23 protein-coding genes, 1 tRNA gene and 2 pseudogenes are annotated in these 26,294 nt (G+C 69.4%); 19 read left to right on the top strand and 7 right to left on the bottom strand.

Annotated elements, in window-relative coordinates; translation table 11 throughout:
• Positions 1–113 precede the first annotated feature (113 nt).
• From FHU39_RS23420 to FHU39_RS23355, 14 genes are all read left to right on the top strand, one after another.
• Positions 114–494: an NADH-quinone oxidoreductase subunit A gene (locus FHU39_RS23420; RefSeq protein ID WP_343066098.1), complete on the top strand. Its 381-nt coding sequence runs from the start codon at positions 114–116 to the stop codon at positions 492–494.
• Positions 491–1,081, top strand: coding sequence for an NADH-quinone oxidoreductase subunit B (locus FHU39_RS23415; RefSeq protein WP_183323144.1), 591 nt, complete (start codon positions 491–493; stop codon positions 1,079–1,081). The genes FHU39_RS23420 and FHU39_RS23415 overlap by 4 nt, the downstream gene beginning before the upstream one ends.
• Entirely contained in the window at positions 1,078–1,617 is a 540-nt protein-coding gene (locus FHU39_RS23410; protein ID WP_183323143.1) for an NADH-quinone oxidoreductase subunit C, read from the top strand. Before FHU39_RS23415 ends, FHU39_RS23410 begins: the two co-directional genes overlap by 4 nt.
• A complete protein-coding gene (locus FHU39_RS23405; protein ID WP_183323142.1) occupies positions 1,618–2,577 on the top strand; it encodes a complex I subunit 1/NuoH family protein in 960 nt (319 codons plus the stop codon).
• Positions 2,577–3,083, top strand: a complete 507-nt coding sequence (locus tag FHU39_RS23400; RefSeq protein WP_183323141.1) for a NuoI/complex I 23 kDa subunit family protein — start codon at positions 2,577–2,579, stop codon at positions 3,081–3,083. Before FHU39_RS23405 ends, FHU39_RS23400 begins: the two co-directional genes overlap by 1 nt.
• Positions 3,080–3,610, top strand: a complete 531-nt coding sequence (locus tag FHU39_RS23395; protein ID WP_183323140.1) for an NADH-quinone oxidoreductase subunit J family protein — start codon at positions 3,080–3,082, stop codon at positions 3,608–3,610. Before FHU39_RS23400 ends, FHU39_RS23395 begins: the two co-directional genes overlap by 4 nt.
• Positions 3,607–3,912: an NADH-quinone oxidoreductase subunit NuoK gene (gene nuoK / locus FHU39_RS23390; RefSeq protein WP_183323139.1), complete on the top strand. Its 306-nt coding sequence runs from the start codon at positions 3,607–3,609 to the stop codon at positions 3,910–3,912. The genes FHU39_RS23395 and nuoK overlap by 4 nt, the downstream gene beginning before the upstream one ends.
• Positions 3,909–5,954, top strand: coding sequence for a proton-conducting transporter transmembrane domain-containing protein (locus FHU39_RS25155; protein WP_183323138.1), 2,046 nt, complete (start codon positions 3,909–3,911; stop codon positions 5,952–5,954). The genes nuoK and FHU39_RS25155 overlap by 4 nt, the downstream gene beginning before the upstream one ends.
• Positions 5,948–7,450, top strand: coding sequence for an NADH-quinone oxidoreductase subunit M (locus FHU39_RS23380; RefSeq protein WP_183323137.1), 1,503 nt, complete (start codon positions 5,948–5,950; stop codon positions 7,448–7,450). The genes FHU39_RS25155 and FHU39_RS23380 overlap by 7 nt, the downstream gene beginning before the upstream one ends.
• Positions 7,447–8,895: an NADH-quinone oxidoreductase subunit N gene (locus tag FHU39_RS23375; RefSeq protein ID WP_183323136.1), complete on the top strand. Its 1,449-nt coding sequence runs from the start codon at positions 7,447–7,449 to the stop codon at positions 8,893–8,895. Before FHU39_RS23380 ends, FHU39_RS23375 begins: the two co-directional genes overlap by 4 nt.
• A gap of 129 nt (positions 8,896–9,024) precedes the next feature.
• Entirely contained in the window at positions 9,025–9,903 is an 879-nt protein-coding gene (htpX, locus tag FHU39_RS23370; protein ID WP_183323135.1) for a zinc metalloprotease HtpX, read from the top strand.
• 39 nt (positions 9,904–9,942) lie between these two features.
• Positions 9,943–12,480 (top strand): aminopeptidase N, encoded by a 2,538-nt coding sequence (gene pepN / locus FHU39_RS23365; RefSeq protein ID WP_183323134.1) that lies wholly within the window; start codon positions 9,943–9,945, stop codon positions 12,478–12,480.
• Between the two features lie 5 nt (positions 12,481–12,485).
• Positions 12,486–14,957: an aminopeptidase N gene (gene pepN / locus FHU39_RS23360; RefSeq protein ID WP_183323133.1), complete on the top strand. Its 2,472-nt coding sequence runs from the start codon at positions 12,486–12,488 to the stop codon at positions 14,955–14,957.
• Positions 14,954–15,751 carry a serine hydrolase gene (locus FHU39_RS23355; RefSeq protein WP_183323132.1) on the top strand — a complete coding sequence of 266 codons (798 nt, stop codon included), beginning with the start codon at positions 14,954–14,956 and terminating at the stop codon, positions 15,749–15,751. The genes pepN (FHU39_RS23360) and FHU39_RS23355 overlap by 4 nt, the downstream gene beginning before the upstream one ends.
• Before the next feature lie 4 nt (positions 15,752–15,755).
• Here FHU39_RS23355 and FHU39_RS23350 read toward each other — a convergent pair whose 3' ends face one another.
• The 5 genes from FHU39_RS23350 to FHU39_RS23330 form a co-directional block, all read right to left on the bottom strand.
• Positions 15,756–18,689, bottom strand: a complete 2,934-nt coding sequence (locus tag FHU39_RS23350; RefSeq protein WP_183323131.1) for a helix-turn-helix transcriptional regulator — start codon at positions 18,687–18,689, stop codon at positions 15,756–15,758.
• Positions 18,686–18,898 (bottom strand): hypothetical protein, encoded by a 213-nt coding sequence (locus FHU39_RS23345; protein WP_183323130.1) that lies wholly within the window; start codon positions 18,896–18,898, stop codon positions 18,686–18,688. The genes FHU39_RS23350 and FHU39_RS23345 overlap by 4 nt, the downstream gene beginning before the upstream one ends.
• A gap of 246 nt (positions 18,899–19,144) precedes the next feature.
• Complete coding sequence (gene fabG, locus FHU39_RS23340; RefSeq protein WP_183323129.1) at positions 19,145–19,900, bottom strand: 3-oxoacyl-ACP reductase FabG; 756 nt, start codon at positions 19,898–19,900, stop codon at positions 19,145–19,147.
• A 28-nt stretch (positions 19,901–19,928) separates the two neighbouring features.
• Positions 19,929–20,915 carry an NADPH:quinone oxidoreductase family protein gene (locus FHU39_RS23335; protein WP_183323128.1) on the bottom strand — a complete coding sequence of 329 codons (987 nt, stop codon included), beginning with the start codon at positions 20,913–20,915 and terminating at the stop codon, positions 19,929–19,931.
• Positions 20,912–21,715 carry an SDR family oxidoreductase gene (locus FHU39_RS23330; RefSeq protein ID WP_343066097.1) on the bottom strand — a complete coding sequence of 268 codons (804 nt, stop codon included), beginning with the start codon at positions 21,713–21,715 and terminating at the stop codon, positions 20,912–20,914. The genes FHU39_RS23335 and FHU39_RS23330 overlap by 4 nt, the downstream gene beginning before the upstream one ends.
• Positions 21,716–21,878: 163 nt before the next feature.
• Here FHU39_RS23330 and FHU39_RS23325 point away from each other — a divergent pair, with 163 nt between their 5' ends.
• Complete coding sequence (locus tag FHU39_RS23325) at positions 21,879–22,523, top strand: TetR/AcrR family transcriptional regulator (RefSeq protein ID WP_183323126.1); 645 nt, start codon at positions 21,879–21,881, stop codon at positions 22,521–22,523.
• A gap of 132 nt (positions 22,524–22,655) precedes the next feature.
• Complete coding sequence (locus FHU39_RS23320; protein WP_183322679.1) at positions 22,656–23,558, top strand: SDR family NAD(P)-dependent oxidoreductase; 903 nt, start codon at positions 22,656–22,658, stop codon at positions 23,556–23,558.
• Positions 23,559–23,596: 38 nt separating this feature from the next.
• Here the strand turns inward: FHU39_RS23320 and FHU39_RS23315 are convergent, their stop codons facing one another.
• Positions 23,597–24,094 carry a YajQ family cyclic di-GMP-binding protein gene (locus FHU39_RS23315; RefSeq protein ID WP_183322680.1) on the bottom strand — a complete coding sequence of 166 codons (498 nt, stop codon included), beginning with the start codon at positions 24,092–24,094 and terminating at the stop codon, positions 23,597–23,599.
• Between the two features lie 126 nt (positions 24,095–24,220).
• Between FHU39_RS23315 and FHU39_RS23310 the strand changes: the two genes are divergently transcribed.
• Positions 24,221–24,304 (top strand) — tRNA-Tyr (locus tag FHU39_RS23310).
• A 223-nt stretch (positions 24,305–24,527) separates the two neighbouring features.
• Positions 24,528–25,121: pseudogene (locus FHU39_RS23305) on the top strand (GTP pyrophosphokinase); the annotation flags it as partial.
• Between the two features lie 39 nt (positions 25,122–25,160).
• Here FHU39_RS23305 and FHU39_RS23300 read toward each other — a convergent pair.
• Complete coding sequence (locus FHU39_RS23300; RefSeq protein ID WP_183322681.1) at positions 25,161–26,033, bottom strand: EamA family transporter; 873 nt, start codon at positions 26,031–26,033, stop codon at positions 25,161–25,163.
• A 77-nt stretch (positions 26,034–26,110) separates the two neighbouring features.
• Here FHU39_RS23300 and FHU39_RS23295 point away from each other — a divergent pair.
• A pseudogene (locus FHU39_RS23295) lies at positions 26,111–26,294 on the top strand (MFS transporter); the annotation flags it as partial.

Here is a 26,294-nt window from a genome sequence, read left to right as displayed (position 1 = left end):
CGAGTGCAGGTGGTCGCCGTACCTCCGCGTGATCTGATCGGTTGAGGGTCCCGAACCGTCCAATCTGGGAGCGCCTTCCCCATCGTGAGGCGTCCGCTCGTTAGGCTGCCGTGGTGTCCTCGGGAGTGACCGGTTACTTGGTGCTGCTCGGCGTCGGTGTCGCCGGCGCGGTGCTGTTCGGCGCTGCCATGATGTCGCGGCGGCTCCTGGCACCCCGCGCGCCCGCGCTCACCAAGCTCGCGACCTACGAGTCCGGCGTCGACCCGGTCGCCGGTGGCTGGGCACAGACCCACTTCCGGTACATCACCTACGCCTTCTTGTATGTCGTCTTCGCCGTCGACGCGGTCTACCTCTTCCCGTGGGCGCTGGTGTTGCGCGACCACCACCTGGGTGTCGCCAGCCTGGTCGAGATGGCGATCTTCATCGCCGTCGTGCTCGTCGGCCTGCTGCACGCCGCCCGCCGCGGCCTGCTCACCTGGAGCGATAGGTCATGACCACCGACCTGCCCATGCCCAAGGTCGGGCTGGCGCAACAAGTGGCGCCCAAGCCGATGCGGGTGGTGCTCAACTGGGGCCGCCGCTACTCGCTGTGGGTCTTCAACTTCGGCCTGGCCTGCTGCGCCATCGAATTCATCGCGGCATCCATGGCGCGCCACGACTTCATCCGGCTCGGTGTCATCCCCTTCGCACCCGGGCCCCGGCAGGCCGACCTGATGGTGGTGTCGGGCACGGTCACCGACAAGATGGCGCCCGCGGTCCGTCGGCTCTACGACCAGATGCCAGAACCCAAGTACGTCATCAGCTTCGGCGCCTGCAGCAACTCCGGCGGGCCCTACTGGGACTCCTACTGCGTGACTAAGGGTGTCGACCAGCTGATCCCGGTCGACGTCTACGTGCCCGGTTGCCCGCCGCGCCCGGAAGGCCTGCTGCACGGCATCCGCGTGCTGCAGGAGCAGATCGCCGCCGAGAAGCTGCAGAGCAAGGGGTTGCGCGCCAAGCTGGGCGCGAACGCCGGTCGCAAGGTCACCGCCGCCGAGGTGAGCCGCCCATTGGTGGCTCCGCCCGGGGAAGGGGAGTCGTGACCGACACGTCATACGAAGTCCCCTCTGTCAGCTGTGATCCCACCGAGTGGCTCGACGTCCTCGAGCAGCAACGCGACGAAGGTTTCACCTTCTTCGACTTCCTGACCGCGGTGGACGAGACCGACGCCGAGGCCGACCCGGGCTTCGACGTCGTCGTCCACCTCTACGACGTCACCGCCGGCGCGCTGCGCGAGGTCCTGGTGCACACGCGCATCGACGACGGTGCGACGCTGCCCAGCTGCACCGGGCTCTGGTCCGGCGCAGCCTGGCACGAGCGTGAGACCTTCGAGATGTTCGGCATCGGCTTCGACGGCTTCACCGACCCGATCGGCGGGAAACTGCGAAAACTGTTGCTGCCCGACGCTTTCGACGGTAACCCGTTGCGCAAGTCGTTCGTCCTCACCGCCCGCGCGAGCAAGCCGTGGCCCGGTGCCAAGGAGCCCGGCGGTGGCGGCACCGACGGCAAGCCCGCCCGCGCGCCGCGGCGTCGCCTGCAACCGCCCGGTGTCCCCGACGAGAGCTGGGGTCCGCGGTAGATGAACGAATACGTCGAGATCGTCATCCGGTCGGTGTGTGTGCTGGCCGCCTTCCTGGTGCTGCCGTTGGTCGTCGGCCAGACCGAGCACAAGGTGATGGCGCACATGCAGGGGCGGCTCGGCCCGATGGAGGCGGGCGGCTTCCACGGCTGGGCGCAGCTCATCGCCGACGGGGTGAAGTTCGTCCAGAAGGAGGACGTCGTCCCGCTCGCCGCGGACAAGAGCGTCTTCCGGCTGGCACCGGCGCTCGGCATCGTGTCCTACCTGCTGGCGCTCGCGGTCATCCCGTTCGGCTCGGACTTCTTCGGCGCCAACGTCCCCGGCGGCCTCGTCTGGCTGCTGGCGGTCAGCGGCATCGGCACCCTCGGGACGCTGATGGCGGGCTGGTCCAGCGGCAACAAGTACTCGCTGCTCGGTGGCATGCGCACCGCGGCCCAGCTGGTGTCCTACGAACTCCCGCTGATCCTGGTCTGCGCGTCGTTCGCGATCGCCGCCGGATCGCTGTCCATGGTCGGCATCGCGCAGGCCTGGAACCCGTGGTGGCTCATCTGGCAACTGCCGGGCGCCATCGTCTTCCTCGTCGCGGCGACCGCGGAGCTGCAACGCCCGCCGTTCGACATGCCGGTCGCCGACTCCGAGCTGGTGATGGGGCCCTACACCGAATACACCGGTCTGCGCTTCGCGCTCTTCCTGCTCGCCGAATACGCCGGCATCGTCGTCATGTCCTTCCTGCTCGCGGCGCTGTGGCTCGGCGCCTGGGCCGGCCCGTTCTCCGACTCGCTCGGCTGGCTCTGGATGCTGATCAAGGGCGGCATCTTCGCCTTCGTCATCATCTGGATCCGGGTCGCCTGGCCGCGGCTGCGGGAGGACCAGCTGCAACGGGTCGCCTGGCTGGGGCTGGTCCCGATCGCGTTGCTGCAGTTGGCAATCACAGCAGTCGGAGTGGTGGTGACTTCATAATGTCCAAGTTCCTGACCGGGCTGGCCAAGGGTATGGCGACAACCGCCCGCACCATGGTCACGCACGCACCCACCCAGCAGTACCCGCACGTGCAACCCGACCTGCCCGACCGCAGTCGCGGGGTCATCGCGCTGCTGGAGGAGAACTGCACCTCCTGCATGCTCTGTGCCCGGGAGTGCCCCGACTGGTGCATCTACATCGACTCGCACAAGGAGACCGTCCCGCCCGGCCCGGAGGGCGGACGCGCCCGCCAGCACAACATGCTGGATCGTTTCGCGATCGACTTCAGCCTGTGCATGTACTGCGGGATCTGCATCGAGGTGTGCCCCTTCGACGCGTTGTTCTGGAGCCCCGAGTTCGAGTATGCCGACGGCGACATCCGGAACCTGTTGCACGAGAAGGAGAAACTGGGGGAGTGGATGCGCACGGTGCCGCCGCCGGAGCCGATCGACCCCGGTGCGGCGCCCGACGCGGACGGTGTGTCACCGGGCGAGGCGGCCGGATGACGACCTACGACGTCCTCTTCACCATCGCCGGGGCGATCAGCGTGGCATCGGCGCTGCTCGCCGTCAGCACCAAACACCTGGTCCACTCCGCACTCTGGCTGATCGTCAGCCTGGCTGCCCTGTGCGGTTGTTACCTGGTGCTCGGTGCCGAATTCGTCGCGCTGGTGCAGCTGCTCGTGTATGTCGGTGCGGTGGTCGTGCTCGTCCTCTTCGCGCTGATGCTCACCCGGGCGCCGATCGGTCGCAGCCACGAGCACGACACCTCCCTGGTCCAGCGTGCGGCGGCACTCGTCGTCGGTGCGGCGACGGCCGCGCTGCTCTCCGCGGTGCTGGTCGGCGCATTCGGCAACAGCAGGCAGCGCATCAACGGCGGCGGCACGCACCTGCTGGCCACCCGGCTGTTCGGCAGCTGGGTCTGGCCGTTCGAGCTGCTGTCCGCGCTGCTGCTGGTGGCGCTGGTCGCCGCGCTGGCCCTGGCCCGGCTGCCGATCGGGCGCCGCGGCGCGACCGAGGGGAAGATGCGGTGATCCACTCCGCGCCGCCGATGGTGGTCGTCGGGCTGCTCTTCGGCATCGGTCTCTACGGTGTGCTCGCCCGCCGCAACGCGATCCTGGTGTTGATCGGCGTCGAGTTGATGCTCGCCGCGGCCGGCCTGCTCTTCGTGACCGTCGGGTCGCTGACCAGTGACACGATGCGGGCCGGGCAGATCATGACGATCTTCGTCATCACCATCGCCGCGGCGGAGATCGCCGTCGCGCTCGGGGTGATCCTCGCGATCTTCCGGTCCCGCGGGAACATCGACATGGCGCAGGCGGGTGAGCGCGAGTGATCCTCGCCGACGGCCGCCTCGACACCACGACCCTGGCGCTGGACCTCCCGGTCCAGCCGAGTCACCTGGTCGTGCTGCTACCTGCCGCCATACCGGTGCTCATCATCCTGTTCACGCGCAAGAGCACGCAGGCGTTCGTCGTCGCCTCGGCCCTCAGCTTCCTCGGGCTCCTCGCCCCGATCATCCTGCTGGCCCAACAGGTCCGGGGAGGAGCGGTCGCCGGCCCGGAGACGGTCGGGGACCTGCCGGTCGGGCCCGGCTTCAGCATCCCGCTGCACCTGCAGGTCGACCGGCTGTCCGTGCTCGTCGCCGTTGCCGTCGGACTGGTCTCGTGGGTGGTGCAGATCTTCACCCGCTGGTATCTCTACAGCGACCCGCGGTACCGCCAGTTCGCCGCCGGTGTCGGCCTTTTCACCGCCGCCATGCAGCTGGTGGTGTTGTCCGGGGACATGCTGCTGACCCTGATCGGCTGGGAGCTGATGGGCTGGTGCTCCTACCTGCTGATCGGTCACGAGTCGGAACGACCGAAGGCGCGGCGGGCGGCATACAAGGCCTTCATGGTCACCCGCATCGCCGACACCCCACTGGTCATCGGGCTGGCGATCCTGTCCCTCGGCGCGCACAGCACGCGCATCCACACGGTCGTCGCACACTGGACCCACGCCGGAGCCGAGCACCACACCGCGCTCACCGCGGCGCTGCTCTGCCTGATCTGCGCCGTCGCCGGCAAGTCCGCCCAGGTGCCCTTCCAGGACTGGCTGCCGGACGCCATGGAGGGTCCGACACCTGCGTCCGCGCTGATCCACGCCGCGACCATGGTCGCCGCCGGCACCGTTGTCCTCGGCAAGCTGGTCACGCTGCTCGAACTCTCCGACACGGCACGCGTGGTGCTCACGATCGTCGCCTCCGTCTCGATGGTCGGGGCCGGCATCCTGGCCTTCCTGCAGCACGACCTGAAGCGGCTGCTCGCCTGGTCGACCGTGTCCCAGGTGGCGCTGATGCTGCTCGGCCTCGCCGTGGTGACCCGACCCGACGGTGCCGACCTGGGCATCGCACACCTGCTGTCCCACGCGATGTTCAAGGCGCTGCTGTTCCTCATGATCGGCTGGCTGTCGGTGTTGGTCAGCGGCACGACGGTGGAGCGGCTCTCCGGCGCGCTGAGCAAGCACCCGGCCTGCCGGACGATGGTGGGCATCGGCCTGCTCGCCCTGGCCGGCGTCCCACCGTTCGTCGGCTTCGTCTCCAAGGACCTGATCGTCGACGCGGCCGCACGCGCCGGCATCGACGGCGACCTGAGCGCGCGGATCGCGTTCGCCGCGCTGGTGTGCGTCGTGCTGCTGACCGCGGCATACAGCATGCGGATGTGGTTGATCCTCATCCACCGCACCGGTTCCCAACGGGTGCAGGTCCGCAAGGCCGTCGAGGACAGCTACCACGTGGCGGACGTCGGCATCGTCGAGATGCTGACCGACCTGCCCCAGGTCGACCAGCACGGCCGCCCGCTGGACCACACCGAGCCACTGCCCGTCCAGGTCGAGGAGGACGACGAACCGTTCGTCGACCAGCAGCCCGGCGGTGGTGCACGCTTCGGCCTGCAGCTGCTGTCCATCCTCTCCCTCGTCGGCGGCGCGCTCGTGGCGACACCGATGCTCGACGTCGACTGGCAGCACCCGAACGCCTGGCTGATCGTCGCGTCGCTGCTGCTGATGGGCGCGGTCGCGCTGCTGGTGCGGATGATGTCGGTCGGCACGGTGTATGGCGATGCCGCGGCCCGGATCCCGGTGCTGGTGCGGGCGTCGGCGTCCCGCGGATTCGACGTCGACCGCCTCTACGTCGCCAGCGTCCGGCCGGTGATCGCCCTCGCGCACGCGGTGACCCGTGTCGAAGCCCTGCTGGACCGTGGCGTCCAGGCGCTGCCGCGGGTGTCCGCCGGGATCGCGCGACGATCCGCCCGCCTGCACGACCGCCGGCCCACCAGCGGGCTGGTGGCGGTGTCCGTGGGTCTGGTCGTCGTCGGCCTGATGGGGGTGGTGCTGTGGTAGCCGCACTCCTCGCCGCACCGCTCGCACCCATCGTCGCGGGACTCGCACTCGTGACCGGCGACCGCAGCGTCCGCTCGGTGAGCCGGCACACGGCATACATCGTGTCGCTGCTGGCGACGCTCGTCTCGCTGGTCGCGTCGGTGCTGATCGCCAAGGACCGTCCGGTGCTCAACCGGCAGTGGGTGCCCGAGATCGGGATGCGCCTGCACCTCGCCGTCGACGGCATCAGCGTGCCGCTGCTGCTGATGACCGCGGCGATCGGCGTGCTCGTGGTGCTCCACGCGCGTCACGAGCAGCCGGCGGGTGGCACCCCGGCGACCTTCTTCGGCTGCCTGCTACTGGTCATCGGCGGTGGCATCGCCACCTTCCTGGTGCAGGACGCGATCAGCTTCTTCCTCGCGTTCGAGGTCGTGCTGGTCCCGATGTGGGTGCTGATCGGCCGCTTCGGCGACCGTCGGGACGCCCGCGAGCGGGCCCATGCGGCATACACGTTCGTGCTCTACACCGTCCTCGGGTCGACGCTGATGCTGATCGGCATCCTGGCGATGACCTTCGCCGCCGGCACCAGCGACCTGGCCGGCATCGCGGCGCATCCGCTGCCGGCGAGCGGTCAGACCGCCGTCGCCCTCATCCTGCTGATCGGTCTGGGCATCAAGGTGCCGATGTGGCCGCTGCACTCCTGGCTGCCGCGGGCGCACACCGTCGCCCCGACCGCCGGGTCGATGCTGCTCGCGGCGGTGCTACTGAAGATGGGCACGTATGGCGTGGTGCGTCTCGTCCTCGCGCCGTTGCCGGAGGGCGTGCACCGGCTGGCGCCATACATCGGGACGCTGGCGGTCATCGGGATCATCTGGGGCGGGCTGGTCTGCCTCGTGGAGCGCAGCCTGAAACGACTGATCGCCTGGTCGTCGGTGGCGCACATGGGTTTCGTGCTGCTCGGGATGATGAGCGGCACCACGATCGGACTGCAGGCCGCCCTCTACGCCAACATCGCGCACGGCGTGATCTCGGCACTGCTGTTCGCCGTCGTCGGCGGGCTCAAGCACCGCTGGGGGGACGACGACCTGGACACCGTGCGGCGGTCGCTGCGGGACGTCTCACCGCGGCTCAGCCTGGTGCTGGTGATCGGTTTCGCCGCGTCGATGGGGCTGCCCGGTCTCGCCGGCTTCTGGGGCGAGGTGCTGGCGATCTTCGGCGCCTGGAACGCCGGCGGCGATCTGCCGGACGGCTGGTTCCACGTGCTGGCGGCCGGCGCGTCGGTCGGCGCGGTGCTCGCGGCCGGCTACGCGTTGCGCGTGCTGTGGGTGGTCTGGCAGGGGTCGGCCCAGGGCGGCCTGCCGCCGGCACCCGAACCCGCGGGTGACGCGCGCGGCAACGAGTGGATCGTGACCGCCGTGCTGGGCGCCGCCACGGTCGCGCTGGGCGTCATACCGATCGTGCTGCTGCACGCCACCTCCGACGCGGTGACCCACCTGATGGCGGTGGCCGGCCGATGAAGCTGACCTACGACTGGTGGTTGCTGGCCCCGGTGCTGATCCCGGCCGTCGGCAGCGTGTTCCTGCTCCTGCTGGATGCGCTGCTGCCCCGGCTCGGCCGGGTGCACTGGGCGCTCACCGCGATCCTGCTGCTCGCCGGCGCCGCCGCCGCGGTGCCCGGTGCGTTGCCGTCCGCGGACAACCCGCGCGAAACGCTGTGCCTGCCGACCGGCGTCTGCCTCTACTCGGTCGACCACGTCGGGGTCGGCCTCCAACTGACCGCGCTGGTGAGTGGTGCCGTGATCGCATTGCTCGCCCTGCCGATCAGGGTGCCGGCCGAACGCGCGGCCATCCAGGCGACGCTGCTGCTCGCGGCCACGGCGGGCGCGACGGGTGTCGTCGCGGCGCGAGACCTCGGGTCCTGGCTGGTGCTGCTCGAGTTGGCGACGTTGCCGGCGGTGGCGCTCGTCGCCCTGCGCGCCCGCCGGTCGGCGGTCGACGGTGCCCTCTCGATGCTGATGACCGCACTGGTGAGCTTCGCGATCACGACGATGGGGGTCGCGCTGTGGTTCGCCGCCACGGGTTCGGCCCTCTTCACCGGGAACGCGGTGCTGAACGCGTCCCGTGACGCCGACTCGCGTCGGATCCTCGTGCTGGCCGTCGTTTTCATCATCGCGGGGCTGGCGTTCAAGATGTCGCTCGCACCGTTCCACGCCTGGACACCGGAGGCGTTCGGTGGTGCGTCGGTGCCGATCGGCGGCTTCCTCGCCGTCACCTCCAAGGCGGCCGCGCTCGCCGCGCTGCTGGTCATCTTCCGCGGCGTGACAGTGCTCGGCACCTCGGCGCTCGCCGCGATCGGGGTGCTGTCCGCGGTGTCGATGACGCTCGGCAACGTGATGGCCCTGCGGGAGAAGAACGCGCTGCGCTTCCTCGCCTGGTCGACCGTGTCGCAGGCGGGCTGGGTGGTGCTGCCCCTCGCCACCGTGTCGTCGCGCGCGGTCCTGTCGGCCGCCGCCTACCTGGTCGTGTATGCCGTCGCAACGCTCGTCGCGTTCGCCGTGGTGACGGCGCTCGCCCACGCCGACGGGCGTGACCACGCGATCGGCCTCGCGTCGTACGGCGGGCTGTTGCGGCGCCGCCCAATGCTCGCCGTGACCCTCGCGCTCGCGCTGCTGACCCTGATGGGCCTGCCGCCCGCGGTGATCGGTCTGGTCGCCAAGGTCGCGGCGATCGGCCCGGTCGCCGGTGGACGGTTGTGGGTGCTGGCCGTGATCGCGGCGCTGAACGCGATGCTGGGGGTCGCCGTCTACCTGCGGTGGCTGCGGATCCTCTTCGGTGCGCGCAAGGACCCCGACCAGGCCGACCGGCTGCACCCGGTGCACCATGCGCTGGTGATCATCGGGGCCTGCGCGCTGGTGGTCACCAGCATCGCGCCACACTCGTTGCTGCAGATCGTCGGTAGGTGACCTCGACGGGCTCGGCCATCTCGGTGGACGGGCTCGGCCATCTAGGTCGACGGGCTCGGCCATCTCGGTGGACGGGCTCGGCCGTCGGGTTTCCGGAACAAACCAGGTGGTCAGGCGCGTTTGCCTGGTATGCACCGTCACTACAACGGCCTGAAGACGGCCGCGTTGTTCGGCGGCATCTGGGTCGTCCTGCTCGCGATCGGCGCGCTGGTCGCAGGCGGGCGCTACATCTGGATCTTCGCGCTGATCGGTGTAGCCACCACGGCATACAGCTATTGGAACTCCGACAAGCTGGCCATCAAGGCGATGCGCGCCTACCCGGTCAGTGAGATCCAGGCGCCGGAGATGTACCGCATCGTCCGTGAGCTGTCGACCAAGGCGGGCAAGCCGATGCCGCAGCTCTACATCTCCCCGACCGACGCGCCCAACGCGTTCGCCACCGGACGCAACCCGCAGCACGCCGCGGTGTGCTGCACCCAGGGCATCCTCGAGCTGCTGGACGAACGCGAGCTGCGCGGCGTCCTCGGGCACGAGCTGATGCACGTCTACAACCGTGACATCCTCACCTCGTCGATCGCCGCGGCACTGGCCGGCATCATCACCTCCATCGCACAGATGATGATGTGGTTCGGCATGTTCGGCGGCGGGAGCAACGACGACGACCGGCCCAACCCGCTGGCGATGCTCGCGATGGCGTTCCTCGCACCGGTGGCGGCCAGCATGATCCAGCTGGCGATCAGCCGGACCCGCGAGTACGACGCGGACGAGGACGGCTCGAAGCTCACGGGCGACCCGCTCGCGCTCGCGTCCGCGTTGCGCAAGCTCGAGGCGGGGACGGCCCAGATCCCGCTGGCGCCGGAGCCCAAGGTCGTCAACGCCAGCCACATGATGATCGCCAACCCCTTCAGGGCACAGGACGTTTCGCGGCTGATGTCGACCCACCCGCCGACCACCGAACGCGTGAAGCGGCTGGAGGAGCAGGCCTACGGCCGGCAGATCAGAGGGTGAGACCCACCTCGACCGTGTCGACGTGACAAGCTCGCATCCATGGGTTCTTTGTTGCGCACCGAGGCGCAGGAGCGCGCCGCGCTGATCGACGTCACGGGCTACGACCTGGCTCTCGACCTCGACCAGGGGGAGGAGACCTTCGGGTCCGACGTCACCATCGGTTTCACCTGCCGAGAGCCGGGCGCGTCCACGTTCCTGGACGTCGACGCCGAGTCGGTCACCTCGATCACGCTCAACGGTGAGCCGGTCGACCCCGCGTCGGTGCAGGACCGGCGGGTGAACCTCGCCGGGCTGGCCACGGACAACACCGTGCGGGTGGTCGCGCAGATGCGGTACCGCCAGGACGGAGAGGGCCTGCACCGCGCGGTCGACCCGGAGGACGGGAAGCACTACGTCTACGGAATGGCGTTCCTGGATGCCGGCCCGTCGATCTTCGCGTGCTTCGACCAGCCCGACCTGAAGGCACCGTACGACGTGCGGGTCCGTGCGCCGCAGGACTGGGTCGTGGCCGGCAACGGAGCGGTCGAGCGCACCGGCCCCGGGCAGTGGACCCTCGCCACCACGCCACCGCTCGCGACCTATTTCGTGACCGTCTGTGCGGGCCCGTATGCCGTCGAGACCGACGAGCACGACGGCATACCACTCGGCATCTACGTCCGGGCATCCCTCGGCGACCGGCTGCGCGAGCAGCGCGACGACATCTTCGAGGTCACCAAGCAGTCCTTCGACTACTACCACCAGCTCTTCGGGATCCGTTACCCCTGGGGCAAGTACGACCAGTTCTTCGTCCCCGAGTTCAACGCCGGCGCGATGGAGAACCCCGGGTGCGTCACGCTGCGCGACACCTATGTCTTCCGCGGCGCCCACACCCGGACCCAGCTGTTCACCCGGGCCAACACGATCGCCCACGAGATGGCGCACATGTGGTTCGGTGACCTGGTCACCATGCAGTGGTGGGACGACCTCTGGCTCAACGAGTCGTTCGCCGAGTACATGGCGCACCGCACCACGGCAGAGGCCACCCGGTACGACGAGGCCTGGGTCGACTTCGGGATCACCCGCAAGACCTGGGGGTATGGCGTCGACCGGAGCCCGTCGACGCACCCGATCGCCGGGGCACCCGCCCCCGACGCGGAGTCGGCGCTGACCAACTTCGACGGCATCTCCTACGCCAAGGGCGCTTCCGCGCTCCGTCAGCTCGCGGCGTACGTCGGTGACGAGGCGTTCCTCTCCGGTGTACGCAAGCACCTGTCGGACCACCGGTTCGGCAACGCGACGATGACCGACTTCCTCGGCGCGGTCGAGGACGCGAGCGGTCGGTCGCTGGTCGACTGGACGCAGGGCTGGCTGCGCAGCTCAGGAGTGGACGACATCCGCCTGGACGTCGAGCAGCGGGACGGCACGATCACCCGTGCCGAACTGGTCGTCACCCCGCCGCAGGACGACCCGGTGACGCGTTCCCACGTGCTCGATCTGGCCGCGGTCGAGGGTGGGGTTGCGACAGGCACGGTGCGGCTGCACGCCGCATCGGCACGTACCGAGGTCCCGGAGCTGGTCGGCACGCCCCGCGCAGCCCTCTTGTTGCCGAACTCGTCGGACCTCACCTGGGCGACCACCGTGCTCGACGAGCAGTCGCTGGCCGCCGTGCAGGATGCGCTGGTGGCAGCGCCGGACCCGCTGATCCGCCTCAGCATCTGGTCAGCGCTCCTCGGCGGGGCCGACACCGGACGGATCGATCCGCGACGGGTCGTGCAGATCTTCGGTGTGTGCTGGCCGCACGAAACCGTCTCCTCACTGAGTGACGTCCTCGGCGGACTGGTCCGGGCGTTCTACCCCTATCGTCTTGTGCCGCAGCATGATTCGGCTGCTGCGCTAGCGACGATCCGGGACGCGGGTCGCAGGAAGCTGGAACTCGTCGACGGTGCGTCCCCGGCCGCCCTGGCAGCGGCACGGCTCGTCGCAGCAACCACCTCGGATGCCGAGCTGTTGGCCCGGTGGGCGGCCGACGAAGGTCGGCCGACGGCCGCCTCGGGCGACAAGGACTTCGGCTGGGCCGTCGTCCGTCGCTCGGCGAGCATGGGTCATCTCGACGGTGCGCAGATCGACCGGGTCGCGTCCGCGGACAGCAGCATGAGCGGCCACCTGTCCGAGCTGCGCGCCCGGGCGGCGCTGCCGACCGAGTCGGCCAAGGCGTGGGCGTGGAACCAGCTCTACGGGGAGTCGAAACTGTCCAACTACGAGGGGCTCGCCGTGGCGGAAGGGTTCTTCGACGGTTACGGCGAGAACGACGCGACCGAGCTGTTGCGCGGTTACGCCGACCGGTTCTTCGCCGAGCTGCCCGAGGTGCCGCAGCGGTATGGCGACATGGCGGCGGAGAAGTTCGTCATCGCGGCGTTCCCGCATCGCGTCATCGAGCCCGCCGTCGCCGACGCCGCACGCACGGCGATCGCGTCACCGGACAACACCGCAGGCGTTCGCCGATCGCTCACGGATGCACTGGACCGGCTCGATCGGGCCCTGCTGGCGCACCAGCGGTTCGGTGCGACCGCCTCCACCCCCGTCGCAACGGAAGGCTGAGCCGGATGTCGCTGCTGCGCACCGAGTCAGAGGAGCGCAAGGCCCTGATCGAGGTCTCGTCGTACGACGTGACCCTGGACTTCACCCTCGGTGACGAACTCTTCGGATCCCGGACCGAGCTCGCCTTCGACTGCCGAACCCCTGGGGCCTCGACCTTCGTCGAACTGATCCCGCACGACGTCACGTCGATCGTGTTGAACGGCACCGTGATCGGGCAGTCTGCCGTCCGTGACGGCAGACTGTGGCTCGACGGACTGCAGGAGCACAACGTGCTCGTCGTCGAGGCGAGCATGGCCTACGTCCACGACGGCGAGGGCATGCAGCACACGGTCGATCCCGAGGACGGCCGGACCTACCTCTACGCCAGTCCGTCGTCCTCGTCGGCCGGCCGGATCTACGCCTGCTTCGAGCAACCGGATCTGAAGGCGCCGTACCGGGTGCGGGTGAAGGCGCCGGAGGACTGGCGGGTCATCGCCAACGGCGCCGGCACCGACACCCGGGACGGGCTGCACAGCTTCGCGGAGACCAAGCCGATCGCGACCTACTTCTTCACCGTCTGCGCCGGCCCGTTCGCCGTGCAGACCGGCGAGCACGACGGGATCTCGCTCGGGATCTACGCCCGGGCGACGCTCGCAGAGCGGTTGCGCGAACAGGCCGACGAGATCTTCACGGTCACCGGCCAGGGGTTCGACTACTACCACCGGGTCTACGGCATCCGCTACCCGTGGGGGAAGTACGACCAGGTGTTCGTGCCCGAATTCAACATGGGCGCAATGGAGAACCCGGGTTGCGTCACGTTCCGCGACGAGTTCATCTTCCCCGGCCGTGCATCCCGCGCCGAGCATCTGCTGCGCGCAGTGGTCGTCGTGCACGAGATGGCGCACATGTGGTTCGGCGACCTGGTCACCATGCAGTGGTGGGACGATCTCTGGCTCAACGAGTCGTTCGCCGAGTTCCTCGCGCAGCAGTGCACCGCGGAGGCAACCGAATTCACCGAGGCGTGGGTGGACTTCTCGGCCACGAGGAAGAACTGGGGGTATGCCGCCGACCGCGCACCGTCCACCCACCCGATCGCCGGGTCACCCGCGCCGGACGCTCGCGCGGCCCTGGAGAACCTCGACGGCATCACCTACCCGAAGGGCGCGTCCGCACTGCGCCAGCTCGCTGCCTACCTGGGGGAGGACACGTTCCTGGCGGGGGTCCGGAACTACCTGCGAGCGCACGAGTTCGGGAACGCCACCCTCCACGACTTCCTGCAATCCATGAGCGCTGCCAGCGGCCTCGACCTCGACGACTGGTCCCGAGGCTGGCTGCTGACCGCCGGCACCGATGTCCTCGCGGCGCGCGTGGACGGTGACACCGTCACGATCGAGCGGACCACCCCGGCGGACCGTCCTGCGCAACGTCCGCACGTCACGGACGTTGCCGCTTTCGGTGGCGGGATCGAGCTGGGCCGGGCCGATGTGCGGATCGACGCCGACCGTACCCGGGTGCACGGTCTGGACCTCGGTGCATCGCCGAAGCTGTTGGTGCCCAACGCAACCGACCGCACCTGGGCGATCGGCGCGTTGGACGAGGCGGCACAGCGGTCGATCCCGGACGAGCTGCCGGCGATCTCGGACCCGACCGTGCGCGGTGTGGTGTGGTCCGCCCTGTTGAACGGACTGGCGCTGGGGACGGTCGACCCCGCCACCGCGCTCGACGTCTTCGACGCGGCCTGGCCGCACGAAGAGGTCGAGCCGCTGCTCGAAGCCGTAGCGATGTTCGCGTCGTTGTTCATGCCGGGCCGCTACTTCTCTCCCGCCCGGACCCCGAGCGCGCTGGAACGTATTGCCCGCACCGGACGCACGGTGCTCGAGCTGGAGGGCATCAGTGACTCCCGCCGGCTCACCGCCGCGCGGCTGGTCGCGAGAACCTCCGCCGACGTGTCACTGCTGCGCGGCTGGGCGGCCGGCCGCGACCTGCCCGAATTCCTGGTGGGCGACGACCAGTTCCGGTGGTCGGTCATCGGGCGGCTGGCATCGCTCGGCGAGGTCGATGACGACGAGATCGACTCCTGGCAGGAGAAGGACCCGTCCGTCAGCGGTGTGCTGCGCGCGATCGCTGCCCGCACCCGCATCCCGACCGAGGCGGCCAAGGCGGCGGCCTGGGCGCGGCTCACCTCGTCGGACCGACCGAACAGCCACGAACTGAGCGCCGTTGCCGCCAACTTCTTCGGCCACTCCGATCAGCAGTTCACGCGTCCCTACGTCGAGCGCTTCTTCGAGGAGCTGCCGCAGCTGTCCGGCACGCTCGGTGACATGCTGCTGCATCTGCTGACCCGGGAAGGATTCCCGGTGAGCGTCGTCGAGCAACGCACCGTCGAACTGGCCGAGCGAGCCCTCGCCGGTGAGCTTCCCGCGGGCGTGCGCCGCTCGTTCGTCGACGGGACCAGCAGCTTGCGGGAACACCTACGCTCGCAGGAGAGATTCGGATGAACATCAACTGGTCCGTGCTCGTCGTTCCACTCGACGAGCCCAATCCGCAGCCCTGGCTGGAGCAGTCCCCTCACACGGTGTTGAAGACCGCCTCGGTCGGGAAGCTGTTGCTGCTCGGCGAGGTGGCACGCCGGATCGACGCCGGAGCGCTCGCCGCCGATCACCGCGTCACGAAGGACGGTGCGCGCTTCGTGCGCGACTCCGGGCTGTGGCACACGCTCGACCAGCGGGACCTCACGGTCGTCGACGCCTGCCGGCTGGTCGGAGCCGTCAGTGACAACCTCGCCACCAACGTCCTGCTGGACCTTGTCGGCCTGGATTCCGTTGCTGCGTACGGTGCTTCGATCGGTGTGGGACCGATGGAGTTGCTCGACTACGTGAGTGGTGAGGCCCGTGACCTCTCGGTTCCCGGCACCCCGCCGACGCTTTCCCGGGCCAGCGCCGCGTCGCTGATCGCCTACCTGCGCCGGTTGTATGACGGGGGCATCTCGCCGCGCGTCGAGGAGTGGATGTCGCTCAGCACCGATCTGTCGATGGTGGCGTCGGCCTTCCTGGAGGACCCGCTGGCACACAACACGATCGACGAGGACGTCCACCCGGCGCTGGTCAACAAGACCGGCACGGACGACGGCATCCGCGCCGACGTCGGCGTCGTGCGCAGCGGCGGCCGAGCGGTCGGCTACGCCGCGATCGCCAACTGGCCGACCGACGGGTCCGCGCCCGGGTTGCTGTCCGTCATGGAACGAATGCGACGCATCGGCGCGGAGATCCGCGATCGGTTGGCGCAGGGCTGACGGTTCAGTCCAGCAGTCCGCGTTGCCGCGCGACGTCCACGGCCTCGGTGCGGGTGGATGCATCCACCTTCGCCAGGATGTTCGACACGTGGACGCTCGCGGTCTTGGTGCTGATGAACAGCTTGGTCGCGATCTGGCCGTTCGTCATACCGGCCGCGACGAGGTCGAGGACGTCCTGCTCGCGTGGTGTGAGAGTGGTGTTGCGGGCGGCCTCGCCTCGCGCGCGACCGCTGCGCAACTGGGCGATGAGATGCGTCGCCCCGAGTCGCCGCGCCGTCTCGAGAGCGTGGTCGGCAAAGGCGCGTGCTTCTTCCCGGTCGCCGCTCGAGTAGAGCGCCCGGGAGAGCAGCAGCTCGGCGAACACCTGCTCGTAGGGAAACTCTGCCTCGGTGAACAGGTCCACGGCTCTTCGGTATTCGACGATCGCCTCGTCGCTGTCGCCGGCGAACCGGGCGAGCTCGGCGCATGCCCGCGCGAACCACGCCTGCGACTCCAGGCCGAGCGACTCGCGTTTGCCGCGCACCGAGAGCACTGCCTGAAGGGTCGCGTGGAGCTGCTCCACCCGGTCCTCCCAGACCGCTACCTCACGCGGTTTGGACGCGACGGCATCCGCCAGGTGGGTGAGCAGCAGTGCCGTCATGCGGATCTGCGCGTCGAACACCGAGAGGCGCCACACCTTCCGGACGGTCTCGGTGGCATCGTCATACATGGCGGCGGCGCCGTCGAGGTCGCCGGAGGACCCCAGGACGTCGATCATCCCCGGTGCGTCGTTGACCAGGATGAACATGTCCTGGCGCCAACGGGGTCGCAGCTCTTCGTGCGCGGCGCGCACCTCGTCGAAGCGACCACGGGCCACGTCGACGGTCACGCCCGCCGCCATGGAAGATGCCCTCGCCATCGGTGGCAGGTCGTCGGTCTCGGCCAGCAGTTCGTCGACGCGGGTCCAGTCGCCCAGCTTCGCCGCGAGCATTGCGGCGAAGATGATCGCGTCGATGCCGTACAACTCCGTCCGTGCCTGCAGTTCCGCGGCCCGGCGGATCGCCTCGGCGAAGGTGGCAGCCGCGCGGCGGTACTGGTCGGTCCGGGCCAGCAGGCCGGCGAGCTGGTGCAGGGCGCGGAGCTCGGCGCGGATGTCACCGTCGGCCGCCGCCTGCACCCGCACCTGCTCCAGGGTGGCCAGGGCGGAGGTCAGGTCACCCGCGATGCCGTCCAGCTTCGCCTGTGTCGTCATGGCATCGCTGATGATCGACGGTTCGTCGACCGTGCGCCCGATCGCGAGGGCGTCGCTGGCGGTGACCGTCGCCGCCTCGTACCGCCCGAACGCCAGCAGGTAGTGCGCCTTCAGTGCGAGCAGCTGGCCGAGCAGCACCTTGTCGCCGCCGTCCCGGGACCAGCCGATCGCGATGTCGAGCAGCTCGTCCGCGTCGTCCGGAAGGTCCTCGACGCCGAGCCGCGTGTGCATGGTCGGCAGGTCGGTCAGCAGCAGGGCGGACAGGTAGAGCCGCAGGAGGCGGGCGCGGTCCAGCGGGCTGCCGCAGAAGGAGCGCAGCACGTCGCGGATCAGGTCGGCGGCGCGGTGCGGGTCGCCGGCGGTGAGGAGTGCCTCGGCGGCGCGCTCGGACAGGTCGTCCGGCACCCCGGTCACGTCCGGGTGGCCGGCCGCGATCGCGATCGCCTTCTCGAAGTGGCGGGCCGCGTTGGACGGCGCTGCGGTGTCGAGCGCCTCCTTGCCGGCAGTCAGGCGGGCGCGCAACGCAGCGTCGAAACGGCAGGCCTTCTCGGCGTGCATCGCGAGCATCGAGGCCTCGGCCGGCTCGGCGCGTTCGAGGAGTACGTCGGTCAGCTTGTCGTGCAAGCGGATTCGTTCGCCGGGCAGCAGGTCGTCATACACGGCCTCGGCCAGCAGCGCGTGCCGGAAGGCGTAGTTGCCGTCGGGAGTCGTGACCAGGAGATGTGCGTCGATGGCGGCGCGCAGCGCGCCGTGCAGTCGCTCCGGAGGCAGGTCGGCGAGGAACTGGATCGCGGTGTCGGACGCCAAGGAGCCCGCGACGGCCACCGCGCGGAGCACTCTGCGCGGGTCGTCGTCGAGCGAGTCGGTGCGGACCAGCAGCAGGTCGGCGAGGTCGCTGGGGAGGGCGGATCCGCCGAAACCGTCATGCTGCATCGAGGCGTTGACGAGCTCCTCGGTGAAGAACGGGTTCCCGCCGGAGCGGCGGATGATCTCGCCGGCGTCGTGGTCGTCGAAACTCGGGTGGAGGTGGTCGACGAGGGCGCGCGCGGGGTCCGCGTCGAGCGGGTTGAGCAGGACCCGCCGCACGGTCGGCAGCCGGGACCACTCGGCCAGCGTGGGCCGCAGCGGGTGCCGCCGGTGCAGGTCGTCGGTGCGGTAGGTCGCCACGACATGCACGCCGGGCGGCACGTTGCGGGTGAACAGGTAGGTCAGCAGTTCCCGGGTGGCGCGGTCGGCCCAGTGGACGTCCTCCAGCACCACGAGGGCCGGAGCGAAGTCGGCGAGCTGGTCGAGCATCGTGGCGACCGACTCGAAGAACTCCAGCGGGCGGAGCGCTTCGGTGGGGGTGACGGTCTCTCGACCCGCCGCGCCGGGCACTGCGTGGAGCGCGCGGGCGATGTCGGTGATCGGTAGGTATGCCGCGGAGCTGTCACCCAGGTCGAGGCATCGCCCGACGAGCACGATCCCTCCCGCGGCCCGGCAGCTGGCGGCGACCTCCTGCACGAGGCGCGTCTTGCCGATGCCGGCGTCCCCGCCGAGCAGGGTGATCGACGACTTCGCCGGGTCACGCAGCAACTGTGCGAAGTCGTCGATCTCCCCGTCGCGGCCGAAGATCGGCCCGGCGGGTGCGGAGTCGGGGATCACATCGCCATTGTTCCCGGTGGACGGCCCCGGCGGGGCGGCGACGGCCCGTTCGGTCGTGCTCATCGCCAGCCGAGACGTCCGGGCCGCACGAGGTTGATGTCCTGGGGAGGAATGACCGGTGTCTGATGTGCCGGACGCCGGCGGCGCCCGAACAGCCGACGAGCACTGAGTTCCCAGCCGTGCGCGACGGCGAAGTCGTGTGCGATCTGCTGTTGCCGGTAGGCGATCTGTGCGTCGACGATGGGTGCGGTCGAGAACGAGAAGTTCATCATGGTGCCTTTCGATGTCTGGTGTATGGCATCGAGGTTCGCCGCCTGAGGTAGCCCACCGCGTCGGGCAGATGACCTATTTCCGCGGCTGAGGTAGCTCCTCAGGCCACCGCGCCACCCACCGGCTCCTTACCGACCGGACACAAAAGCACCGACAGGACACAAAAGCACCGACAGGACACGCAAATCCGCCCGAAATCGGGCGATCTGCGTGTCCTCCCGGTGCCGATGGTGTCCGCTCGGTGAGGATCAGTCGTAGGGGCCGCCGGCGACATACAGGACCTGACCGCTGACGAAACCGGCTGCCTCGCTGCAGAAGAACGATGCGGCGTTCGCGATGTCGTCCGGGCGCCCCACGCGTTGCACGGGGATCTCCTTGGCGGCCAGCTGCTGGAACTCGTCGAAGTCGACACCGACGCGGTCCGCGGTCGCCTTGGTCATGTCGGTCACGATGAAGCCGGGCGCGATCGCGTTGGCGGTGACACCGAACTTGCCCAGCTCGATCGCGAGGGTCTTGGTGAAGCCCTGCATGCCCGCCTTGGCCGCGGAGTAGTTGACCTGGCCGCGGTTGCCCTGTGCCGAGGTGCTCGACAGGTTGACGATGCGGCCGAACTTCGCCTCGGTCATGTACTTCTGCACCGCCCGGGTCATCAGGAAGCTGCCGCGCAGGTGCACGTTCATCACCGTGTCCCAGTCGTCGACGGACATCTTGAAGATCAGGTTGTCGCGCAGCACCCCGGCGTTGTTGACCAGCACGGTCGGCGAGCCGAGGTCGGCGGCGACCTTCGCGACGGCGGCGGTCACGGATGACTCGTCGCTCACGTCGCAGCCCACGGCGAGGGCCTTGCCGCCCGCTGCGGTGATGTTGTCGACGACCGTCTGGCAGGCGCCCTCGTCGAGGTCGAGTACGGCGACGGCCAGGCCGTCACTCGCGAGGCGTTCGGCGATGGCGGCGCCGATGCCACGGGCGGAACCCGTGACGACGGCGGTTCGTGTCTCCGACATGTGTCTCCTTGTGTTGGTTGGGTCGTTATCAGGCTGAGGGGCGCCAGACCAGTCGGCCGATGGTCTTGCCCGCGGCCAGCTGGGCCAGTCCGTCCGGCAGCTCGCCGAAGCCGAGCCGTCCGGAGATGAGGGGTCGGATGAGGCCGTCCGCGGCCAGCGCCGCCAGTCGGTCGTGTCCCTCGGCGATCACTGACGGGCGCATGGTTCGGTAGTAGCCCCAGTGCAATCCGAGGATCGCGTAGTTCTTCAGCAACACGTGGTTCAGCGGTGGTGCCTGGATGCGGCCGCCGCTGAAGCCGACGATCACGATGCGCCCCTCGAAGGCGACACACTTGGCCAGCAGGTCATAGGCGTCCCCGCCGACCGGGTCGAAGATGACGTCGGCGCCGCGTCCGTCGGTGGCCTCCTTGACCCGGGCCACGACGTCCTCGGCGGTCCGGTCGATGACGACGTCCGCGTCGAGCCGGCGGGCCGCGTCCACCTTCGGTCCGCCGCCCACGATCGCGATCACCTTGTTGCCGTTGATCTTCGCCAGTTGCACCGCCGCGGAGCCCACCCCGCCGGACGCTGCCTGGACGAGCACGGTCTCGTCCGGTCGGAGGTTGGCCCGGTGGAAGAGCGCGGCCCACGCCGTCTGGTAGGCGATGGTGAGCACCGCCGCCGCGTCGTCGTCCAGGCCGGCCGGGGCCGGTGCGCTCTCGGCCGGCATGAGCGCGAACTCGGCGAACCCTCCGTGCGGTATGACGGCCGTGCCGATCACCCGATCACCGACCGCGCAGCCGGTGACGCGCTGACCGATGGCGGTGACCTCGCCGCACAGCTCGACACCGGGGGTGAACGGCAGCTCGGGCCGCACCTGGTAGAGCCCCTGGCACATCAGCACATCGGGGAAGTTCAGCGCCGCGCTGAGCACCCGCACCTGCACCTCGTCGGGACCCGGCTCCGGCTTCGGGATGTCGGTGATCCGGACCGCCTGCGCCGGCTCGGCCAGCTCCTGCACCTGCCAGGCCTTCATCGACCAGTACCTGCCTCGTCGATCCGTGCCTGCAACCGCTGCATCCCGCGCAGCCAGCGGTCGGTGTCGGAGGCTCGCAGCGCGAAGTAGTCCTTGACCTCCGGGTGCGGCAGCACCAGGAAGTCGCCCCGCGCCAGGGTTTCCACCAGGGCGTCGGCGACGTCGGCCGGCGCGAGGGTGCCGTCGTGGCCGATGGTCGCGGCTGCGGGGTTGTCGCCCGGGCCGGGATACATGTCGGTGCGGACACCCTGCGGGCAGATGGCGTGCACGTCGATGCCGCGGTGTCCGTAACTGGCGGCGAGCCACTCCGCGAACGCCTCGGCGCCGTGCTTGGTGACCGCATACGTGGGCTGGTCCAGGATCGTCAGCAGGCCGGCCGCCGAGGCGGTGATCACGAACCGCCCGGTGCCGCGCTCGAGCCACCGGGGCACCAGCAGCCGCGCCGCCCGGACGTGGGCGAGCACGTTGATCTGCCACGACAGGTCCCACTCGGACTCCGGTGCGTCCAGCCCGGATCCGGCGGCGACGCCGGCGTTGCCGATCCAGACATCGATGTCGTCGAGGTGGGCCAGCGCGGCGTCGACCACGGCGCGGACGCCGTCCTCGGTGCCGAGGTCGCCCGGGATCGGTTGTGCGCCGATGCGCTCGGCCGTTTCGCGGAGCTGTTCGTCGAGGCGGTCGCTGATCACGACCCGCGCGCCGAGGCCGCTGAGCCGCTCCGCGATCGCGGCACCGATGCCGCGGGCGGCGCCGGTCACGACGACGCGCTGACCTGACCAGGACGACAGCGGTGTGGGCACGTTCTCTTCTCCTTCGCGTGCTGCCGGATCGTCGGTGCGACCGGTCGGTGTCGCCGATCGGTCGAACACCCGACTGACTAAGCGCTTGCTTAGCGTGTCATGCTGCGGCATGCTCGTCAACGCGGGGACACAAAGTCCGCCGCCGTGACACCGAGAGGACCTGATGGCCGAGACGGTCGACGCACCACCGAGCGACGCACAGCGCCGGCTACTGGTGGCTGCCAGAGATGCCTTCGGCGCCAAGGGTTTTCACGGCACAACGACACGCGACATCGCGGCCGCGGCCGGTATGTCGCCGGCGGCCGTCTACGTGCATCACCGCACGAAGGAGTCGCTGCTGTTCGCGATCTCGCTGGAGGGGCACCGGGCCACCCTGCAGGGCTTGCAGGACGCCCAGCGGGGTGTCGCCGGCCCGAGCGCCCGGCTGGCGGCGCTGGTCCGTCGCCTGGTGCTCGGGCACGTCACCGACCACACCATGGCGCGCGTGGTCAACTACGAGTTGCCGTCGCTCTTGCCGGAGCACCGCGCGACCATCGACGCGCTGCGGCGCGACATACAGCAACTGATCCGTGCGGCGTTGGTCGCCGGGGTCGAGTCGGGCGACTTCGACTGCGCTGACGTCGGTATGACGACCAACGCGATCATGGGTATGTCGATCGACGTCGCGCGGTGGTACGACGAGCGGGACGCGTGGTCGCCGGAACGCATCGCCGACCACAACGCGCGGATGGCGCTGCGCATGGCGGGAGCCGGCCTCGGCTCCGCCGCTGCCGAGGCGGACCGGCCCCCGCACTCCTCGGACGGGTGACCTCGTCACCACCAGTGGTCCAGTTCGCACCACGTGAACGGTGAATACGGGCAATTGTGCACATGTCCCGGTCCAGTCGTGGCTCCCAGACTGGTTCTCACCACAACGCGGCAACGCACAAGGAGCACGCAGATGAGACGTAGCAAGGTCAGCGGCAAGGTCGCCGCCATCACGGGAGCCGGTTCGGGCATCGGCCGCGCCCTCGCCGTCGAACTCGCCCGCCGTGGTGCGTCCGTCGCCATCAGCGACCTCGACGAGACGGGCCTGGCGGAGACGGCGTCCTTGCTGGATGGCCCGTCCCACACGTCCGTCGTCGATGTCAGCGCCCGGGACGCGGTGCTGTCGTGGGCCGACGAGGTGAAGGGACGTTTCGGCCGGGTCAACCAGATCTACAACAACGCCGGCATCGCGTGGAACCGCCACGTGCTGGACAGCAAGTGGGCGGACTACGAACGCGTCCTCGCGGTCAACCTCAACGGGGTCATCCATGGCACCCATGCCTTCCTGCCGCACCTCGTCGCCTCGGGCGATGGCGCTGTCGTCAACGTCTCCAGCATCAACGGCGTCATCAGCCAGCCCGGACTGTCGCAGTACTGCGCAGCGAAGTTCGGCGTCCGCGGGTTCACCGAAGCGCTCCGCACCGAGATGATCCTCACCGGGCAGCCCGTCCACGTCAGCGTCGTGCATCCCGGTGGGGTCGCCACCGCGATCTCGTCGAGTGCAACGCGAATCGCCGAGGAAGCGGGTGAGGAACTCACCGCCGGCCAGCGCGCCCGGGAGCGCATCTACCGGGAGAAACTTCTTCGGATGCCACCCTCGAAGGCGGCCCGCATCATCGTCGATGGCGTCGAGCGGGCGAAACCGCGCATCCGCGTCGGCGGGGACGCGGTCGTGCTCGACCTGATGACGCGCCTGGCACCCGGATTCGCCACCTACCTCACCGTGCCGCTCGAGCGGAAGCTGTTCGGGCCGGCCTCCGGGATCGAGGAGGCAGTCGCAGCCGGGCCCTCGGTCAACGTGTCGCTCCCGGACTGACGGGGTTCGTACCGGGTCCGACCCGCGCAACGCGTGGTTCAGCGGTAATTGGTGAACTGCAGCGCGACATCCAGGTCCGCCGCCTTGAGCAGCCGCTGGACCTCCTGCAGGTCGTCGCGCGACTTGCTGGTCACCCGCAACTCGTCGCCCTCGATGCGCGACTTGACCGATTTCGGGCCTTCGTCGCGGATGATCTTGGAGATCTTCTTGGCGTTCTCCTGGCTGATGCCGTTCTTGAGCGTCGCCTCCAGGCGGTAGTCCTTGCCGGACAACTGCGGCTCGCCGTCGTGCGAGAGTTCCAGCGACTTCAGTGAGACGCCGCGCTTGACCAGCTTGGTCTGGAAGACGTCGAGCACTGCGAGCGTGCGCTCCTCGGAGTTGGCCTTCATGACGATCTTCTCGCCGGACCACTCCAGCACTGCGCCCACGTTGCGGAAGTCGTAGCGGGTGGAGATCTCCTTGGCCGCCTGGTTCAGCGCGTTGCTGACCTCCTGCTTGTCGGTCTTGCTGACGATGTCGAATGACGAGTCGGCCATGATCTCCAGCTCCTTCGGGCGAGTACGGTGCTCGCCCGAGTATGCCGCGCCCTCACGGGTATGCCGCCCGCGGGACGCCGATTGGCCCGCGCCGCCCGATGCTTGTTATCCTCGTCCACGCACCACGCCAGGTTGCCCGAGCGGCCAATGGGAGCGGACTGTAAATCCGTCGCGAAAGCTACCTAGGTTCGAATCCTAGACCTGGCACCACCTGACGAAGGGCCCCGGCGAATCAGCCGGGGCCCTTCGTCGTGCCCCGGACCGGATCGCTGCGGGTTCGGCTGCGTCCGGGGTTCGCAGAGGTTACGTTGGAGGCGCCATGAGCATCGACGAACAACGCGAGGACGCCGGCGGAGGTGTGCCTGCGGAGCCGCTGATCCTGCACCCGGAGCAGGAGGTCACCTTCGGTCAGGTGCGCGCGATCGGTCAGCGGATGCAGCGGTTCATGCTCGAGTACGAGTTCGCGCTGAGCGAGGTCGAGACCAAGATCACCATCCTCAGCGACGAATTCCGGCGGATGCACGACTACAACCCGATCGAGCACGTCTCCAGCCGGGTGAAGACCATCGACAGCCTGGTCGAGAAGCTGGACCGCAGGGGCGTCCCCGCCGAACTCGAGGCGATCCGCGAACAGATCACCGACATCGCCGGGATCCGGGTGACCTGCAGTTTCGTGGGCGACGCCTACATGCTGTTCGACCTGCTCACCCGGCAGGAGGACGTCACGGTCCGGATCGTCAAGGACTACATCGCGCAGCCGAAACCCAACGGCTACAAGAGCCTGCACGCGATCGTCGACATACCCGTGTTCCTGTCCACCGGGAAGGTCCTGGTGCCGGTCGAGATCCAGTTCCGAACGATCGCCATGGACTTCTGGGCGAGCCTGGAGCACAAGATCTACTACAAGTACGACCAGGACGTCCCCGCCGCGCTCCTCGCCGAACTGAAGGACGCCGCCGACGTCGCCGACGCACTCGACACCACGATGGATCGGCTGCACAAGCGGGTCCGTGGCGCCGACTCCGCACCGGGCCGAACGGCCGAGGCTCCGGAACCACGTCGGCCGTCATACGGCGATCAGGGCGATGCCGGCCAGGACGACCACCGCTCCGGCGAACTTGCGCGCCGGTGCCGGCTCGTGGAAGAGCTTCCACGCCAACAACGAGCCCACGACGATGCTCGACTCGCGTGCCGGCGCGACCAGCGCCACCGACGTCGTGGTCATCGCCTGCAGCACTAGGACGTACGCGAGCGGTGACAGCAGCGCGACGCACAGCGTCTCCCGCCAGTGCGCACGCAGCACGTACCGCAGCTCGGCCCGACGGCCGCGCAGCCCGGGCACCATGAGCCCGGCCTGCCAGGCGGTGCCGAGCCAGAAGTAGGGGATCGGCAGCAGCGCGAGGTGGGTCATCGCGTGGTCGTCCCACAGGGTGTATGCCGCAATGGCGAGCCCGGTCGCGGCACCCCACCGGACACCCCGCCAGGCCGGGGCCGCGTGCAGCTGCGGGGCGTCGGCCGACCGGGCCGACGCGACGACGGCGACACCGGCCACGATCACGAAACCACCCGCGACGGCAACGGCTCCGGGCCGATCGGCCAGCACCACAATGGCGAACAGCATGGTGATCAGTGGCCCGGTGCCGCGCGCCACCGGGTAGACCACGCTCAGGTCCGCCTTGCGGTAACCGGTCTGCAGCGTGAGCCCGTACACGATGTGTAGCGCACCCGAGAGCAGGCTCGCCAACAGCAGGGTCCGGGTGAGTCCGTCACCGCTGACGAGCAGCACCGCGATGCCGAGCGGTGACCAGAGGAGCGCCGAGAGCAGCGAGTAGGAGAAGACGAAGGCGTAGCTTCCACCACCGACCCGTTTCGCCGCGATGTTCCACACGGCGTGCAGGACCGCGGCCGTGAGGACGAGGCTCAGTGCGGTGGCAGACATCCCGAAGACGCTATCGAAGCGCCACCGCCCTCACCGCCGCGGGAATGATCGCAGCGTCGTCGGGCTTGAAGGACCACATGGGCGTTCCGGCCGTCACGGAGCCGCGGCCGCTCGCGATGAGCGAGCCGGCCGGGCGGCGGCTGCTCGCGACGACCGTGCTCGGGTCCGGCATGGGCTTCCTCGACGGCACGATCGCCAACGTCGCGCTTCCGCACATTGGCGACGACCTGGGCGCCGACCTGGCCGGGCTGCAGTGGGTGG

The sequence above is a fragment of the Flexivirga oryzae genome, assembly GCF_014190805.1.
Classification (GTDB): domain Bacteria; phylum Actinomycetota; class Actinomycetes; order Actinomycetales; family Dermatophilaceae; genus Flexivirga; species Flexivirga oryzae.
Note: the sequence above shows the minus strand (reverse complement) of the source record. Positions and strands in the feature narration are given on the sequence as shown.